The sequence below is a fragment of the Isoptericola sp. NPDC056134 genome (genome assembly GCF_042264825.1).
GTDB classification, from domain to species: domain Bacteria; phylum Actinomycetota; class Actinomycetes; order Actinomycetales; family Cellulomonadaceae; genus Isoptericola; species Isoptericola nanjingensis.
The window spans coordinates 1-5,370 of the sequence record NZ_JBHJVM010000051.1; the positions used below are offsets into that span (position 1 = coordinate 1).

Consider the following 5,370-nt stretch of genomic DNA (forward strand, 5'->3'; position numbering starts at 1 on the left):
GCCCCGCAGCCGTCCCCGCAGCGCGCGGCCGCCCCGTCGCCGTGGGGCGCGGCGCCTGCGCCCGGGCACGGGGGGCCGTCGGGCCCGGGCCGGGCCGCCCCGGAGCCCGCGAGCCGCGGCACGGAGCCGACGGCCGTGGCGGCGCTGATCACCGGCATCCTCGGGTTCGTCGTGCCGCTGCTGGGCGTGCTCGCGATCATCCTGGGCGGCATCGGCCTGGACCGGACCCGCCGTCGCCGCTCCGGCGGGCGTGGCATGGCCAAGACGGGCATCGCGTTCGGGTCGATCCAGGTGGTGTTCACGGCGCTCGTGGTCATCGCCGGGCTGTGGCTCTGGAACACCTACGGCGACGACATCCAGCAGGCTCTGGACGAGGCGGAGCAGCTCACGCAGACGGACCTGTCCGTCCCGGACCTGCTGCTCGGCGGCCTCACCGGCGACCTCTCCTTCGGCGACCTGCAGGACCTCGCCGGCACCCTCGGCGACGCCGACCAGCTCCAGGAGCTCGGCGGCCAGTGCCAGGCGGGCGACCCCGTCTCCTGCGAGGACCTGCTGGACCGCCTGCCCGACGGCATCCGCGACCAGCTCCCCGAGGACCTGACCAGCCGCATCCCGGGCAGCTGACCGCCGCGACGGGCTCGGCGAGGTAGTCCTGCACCTGCCGAGGTAGTACCGGTCTCCGCGAGGTAGTACGGGAGCCCGCGAGGTAGTACGAGGCCTGCCGAGGGAGCATTCCCTCGGCAGGCCTCGTACTACCTGGGCAAGGTTCGTACTACCTCGGCAGCTCCCGTACCACCTCGCGGGGCGACGTCGGAGGGTCGGCGTAGTCTGGTGCGGCACGCCCGGCACCCCCGCCGGTCGCACGGTTCCCCGGCCACGACGTGGCCCCGGAACCCCGTGCGTCCCGGGGAGAGCTGGGCCTGTCGTCGTGCCCGCACACCGAGTCACGTCCCGATCGCACCGCGCCGCAGACCCCGCCCGAAGGACCCGCATGAACCTCACCGGCATCGTCCCCGCCCTCCTCGCCGACCCCGGCGCCGCCGCCGCGCTCGAGCACGTCCCGGCGCGCGGCTTCGCGGACGTCGTCGGACCGGTCGGCGTGCGCGCCCCGCTGCTGGCGGCGGCGGCCGAGCGGCGGCCGCTCGTCGTCGTCACCGCGACGGGTCGCGAGGCCGACGAGCTCGCCGCCTCGGTGCGCGCCTACCTGCCCGACGACCGGGCCGACGACGTCGCGGTGCTGCCGGCGTGGGAGACGCTGCCGCACGAGCGGCTCTCACCCCGCGCGGACACGGTCGCCAAGCGGCTCGCGGTGTTCCGGCGGCTGGCGCACCCGGACCCCGAGCCCGGCCAGACCGGCCCGGTCCGCCTGCTCGTCATGCCCGCCCGCGCGCTGCTGCAGCCGGTGGTCGAGGGGCTGGGCGAGCTGGTGCCGGTCGAGCTGCACTCCGGCTCGACGGCGGACCTCACGGACGTCGCCGACCGCCTGGTCGGCGCCGCGTACACGCGCGTGGACATGGTCGAGCGCCGCGGCGAGTTCGCCGTCCGCGGCGGCATCCTCGACGTCTTCCCGCCGACGGAGGACCACCCCCTGCGCATCGAGTTCTGGGGCGACGAGGTGACGGAGATCCGCTGGTTCGCCGTCGCCGACCAGCGCTCCCTCGAGATCGCCGAGCAGGGATTGTGGGCCCCGCCGTGCCGCGAGATCCTGCTCACCGACACGGTGCGCGAGCGCGCGGCCGGCCTCGTGGAGCGACTGCCCGGCGCGATCGAGATGCTCGACAAGCTGGCCGCGGGCGTCGCCGTCGAGGGCATGGAGTCGCTCGCCCCGGTGCTCGTGGACCGCATGGTCCCGGTGCTCGAGCTGGTGCCCGACGACGCGCTGCTCGTCATCGACGAGCCCGAGCGCGTCCGCCGTCGCGCGCACGACCTCGTCGCCACGACCGAGGAGTTCCTCGCCGCCGCCTGGACGGGCGCCGTCGCCGGCGGGGCCGCGCCGATCGACCTGTCCGCGGCGTCGTTCGAGACGTTCGCCGAGGTGCGCGACGTCGCCGCGCGCCGCGGCCTCGGCTGGTGGACGCTGTCGTCGTTCGCGCTCGACGCGGGCGGCGACGAGGGCACCGTGGCCGAGGCGGAGGTCGACGGCGTCACGACCTTCACCGTCGGGGCGCGCGACGTCGAGTCGTACCGCGGCGACCTGCAGCGCGCGCTGGACGACGTCCAGACGCTGCAGCGCGCGGGCTGGCGGCTGCTGCTCACCACGGAGGGCCACGGCCCGGCCAAGCGCATGGTCGAGCAGCTGGCCGCGCAGGACACGGCCGCGCGCATGGTCGCCGAGCTGGGGGAGGAGCCCGAGGGCGGCGTCGTCCTCGTCGCCCCGGCGCTGGTCGGCAAGGGGTTCGTCGCCACGGACCTGCGGCTCGCGGTGTTCAGCGAGTCCGACCTCACGGGCCGGCAGGGGTCCACGACCCGCGACATGCGCAGGATGCCGAGCCGCCGGCGCAACGTCGTCGACCCGCTGCAGCTGCGCGGCGGCGACTACGTGGTGCACGAGCAGCACGGCGTGGGCCGGTTCGTCGAGATGGTGCAGCGCACGCTCGGCGCGGGCGCGAACGCGGCGACGCGCGAGTACCTGGTCATCGAGTACGCGTCGTCCAAGCGGGGCCAGCCGGGCGACCGGCTGTTCGTGCCGATGGACCAGCTCGACCAGGTCACGAAGTACACGGGCGGCGAGGCGCCGTCGCTGTCCAAGATGGGCGGCGCGGACTGGAAGAACACCAAGGCGCGCGCCCGCAAGCACGTCAAGGAGATCGCGGGCGAGCTCATCCGTCTGTACTCGGCGCGCATGGCCACCCAGGGGCACTCGTTCGGCCCCGACACCCCGTGGCAGCGGGAGCTGGAGGACGCGTTCGCATACGTCGAGACGCCCGACCAGCTCGTGACGATCGACGAGGTCAAGGCCGACATGGAGAAGCCGGTCCCGATGGACCGTCTCGTGTGCGGCGACGTCGGCTACGGCAAGACGGAGATCGCGATCCGCGCCGCGTTCAAGGCGGTGCAGGACGGCAAGCAGGTGGCCGTGCTGGTGCCGACGACGCTGCTGGTGCAGCAGCACTTCGACACGTTCTCCGAGCGGTACGCGGGATTCCCCGTCACGGTGCGGGCGCTGTCCCGCTTCCAGTCGGACAAGGAGTCCGCCGAGACGGTGGAGGACCTCGCGAAGGGCACCGTGGACATCGTCATCGGCACGCACCGCCTGCTCACCGGGTCGGTGCGGTTCAAGGACCTGGGCCTCGTGATCGTCGACGAGGAGCAGCGGTTCGGCGTCGAGCACAAGGAGACGCTCAAGCAGCTGCGCACCAACGTGGACGTGCTGGCGATGTCCGCGACGCCGATCCCGCGCACGCTCGAGATGGCGGTGACCGGCATCCGCGAGATGTCGACCCTCGCCACGCCTCCGGAGGAGCGGCACCCCGTGCTCACCTACGTGGGCGCGTACGAGGAGAAGCAGATCGCCGCGGCCGTCCGCCGCGAGCTGCTGCGCGAGGGCCAGGTCTTCTACGTGCACAACAAGGTGGAGACCATCCAGAAGACGGCGTCGCGCCTGGCGGAGCTCGTCCCCGAGGCCCGCATCGGCGTGGCCCACGGCAAGATGAGCGAGCACCAGCTGGACCAGGTGATCCGCGCCTTCTGGGAGAAGGAGCTGGACGTGCTGGTCTGCACGACGATCATCGAGACCGGCCTGGACATCTCCAACGCCAACACCCTGATCCTGGAGCGCGCCGACGTGCTCGGCCTGTCGCAGCTGCACCAGCTGCGCGGCCGCGTGGGCCGCGGGCGGGAGCGCGCGTACGCGTACTTCCTGTACCCGCCGGAGCGGCCGCTCACCGACACGGCGCACGACCGGCTCTCCACCATGGCCGCGCACACCGACCTCGGCGCGGGCATGCAGATCGCCATGAAGGACCTGGAGATCCGGGGCGCGGGCAACCTGCTGGGCGGCGAGCAGTCCGGCCACATCGCGGGCGTCGGCTTCGACCTCTACGTGCGCATGGTGGGCGAGGCCGTGGCCGCGTTCCGCGGCGAGCGCGAGGAGGAGCAGCCCGAGGTCACCATCGAGCTGCCCGTCGACGCGCACCTGCCCGAGTCGTTCATCGCGACCGAGCGGCTGCGCCTCGAGGCGTACAAGAAGATCGCGGCCGCGCAGGACGCGACCGGGCTCGCGGAGGTGCGCGCCGAGCTCGTGGACCGCTACGGCAAGCTCCCCGACGTCGCGTCCGCGCTGTTCGACGTCGCGGACTTCCGCAACCACGCCCGCCGCGCCGGCCTCACGGACGTCACGGCGCAGGGCAAGTTCGTGCGGTTCGCGCCGGTGGACCTCGCGGAGTCGGCGCAGCTGCGGCTCAAGCGGCTGTACCCGGGCACGATCCTCAAGCCCGCGATCCGCGCGTTCCTCGTGCCGTTCCCGACGACGGCGCGCATCGGCGGCCGACCCCTGCGCGGGGCGGAGGTGCTCGCCTGGGCGCGGCAGCTGATCGACGCGGTCGTCCTGGGCGAGGTCTCCGCCGCTGCCTCGGTCGGCACGTCCTCGCCGAGGTAGGGGCCGTCCGGGGGCGGGGCGCCCGCCCGGCACAAACCCTCGGCGGAGCAGGAGGGCCCGCCCGGCGGGCCTGGAGCCCGAGCGTCGCGTCAGCCGAAGGACCGCGCCGTCGCGTGCTCCACCTCGACGAGGAAGGCCACGCGCTCCTCGCCGCGCGGGTAGTCGGCGCCGGTGTGCGCACGGGCGATCCTGTCGACGACGGCCCACCCGCTGTCGCCGTCGAGCACCCGCACCACGCGGCCGCGCAGCATGGCCATCTCCCAGGGGCGCTCGGTGTGCGTCACGGAAACGGCGACGCGCGGGTCGCGCTCCACGTTGCGCGCCTTCTGCGAGCGCGGGCCCGTGAGGAACGCGAGGAGGTCGCCCTCCCACGACACCCACAGCGGCACGCTGTGCGGCGAGCCGTCGGCCAGCAGCGTCGCCAGGTGCGCCACGTGGGGCTCGGCGACGAGGCGGCGGGCGGTCTCCGGCAGGTGGGCGGGGCCGGGCAGGGGGTCGGTCAGCGGGTCGGTCCCGGGTGCGGTCGTCATGGCGGGTCGACCTCCGCGGGGGCCGGGAATGATCGCTGGTGCCGCATCCGGGTGGATTTGCCGTCTCGCCAGGTGGCGAGCGGAATCCGTTCCTAGCATGAGGAGCGGACGGGCGCGGCGCGGGCTGGCCGCGCCCTCCGCGAGGCCCGCGACCGCGGGCCGGCAGGGCGACGGACGGGGACGCGATGAGCGGGACGACCGACGACGGGCGCGACGGCGCGGGGGCGCCGCAGGACGCGGCGG

The 5,370-nt window shown here is 74.3% G+C and carries 3 protein-coding genes; 2 read left to right on the forward strand and 1 reads right to left on the reverse strand.

The genetic code is table 11. The annotated features are described in order from the left end of the window. Positions 1-624: DUF4190 domain-containing protein (locus ACFCZN_RS21070; protein ID WP_430558057.1), on the forward strand; the 624-nt coding region annotated here is incomplete at its 5' end. A gap of 367 nt (positions 625-991) precedes the next feature. Continuing rightward, on the forward strand, positions 992-4,597 hold the full coding sequence (gene mfd / locus ACFCZN_RS21075) for a transcription-repair coupling factor (RefSeq protein ID WP_430558058.1): 3,606 nt from the start codon (positions 992-994) through the stop codon (positions 4,595-4,597). 89 nt (positions 4,598-4,686) lie between these two features. On the opposite strand, the gene ACFCZN_RS21080 is transcribed toward mfd, so the two are convergent. Continuing rightward, positions 4,687-5,127 carry a TIGR03618 family F420-dependent PPOX class oxidoreductase gene (locus tag ACFCZN_RS21080; protein WP_430558059.1) on the reverse strand — a complete coding sequence of 147 codons (441 nt, stop codon included), beginning with the start codon at positions 5,125-5,127 and terminating at the stop codon, positions 4,687-4,689. Positions 5,128-5,370 lie beyond the last annotated feature (243 nt).

Bases quoted from the DNA above. Each gene is read 5' to 3' on its own strand.
- mfd (WP_430558058.1), top strand. From the start codon at position 992: ATGAACCTCACCGGCATCGTCCCCGCCCTCCTCGCCGACCCCGGCGCC.
- ACFCZN_RS21080 (WP_430558059.1), bottom strand. From the start codon at position 5,127: ATGACGACCGCACCCGGGACCGACCCGCTGACCGACCCCCTGCCCGGC.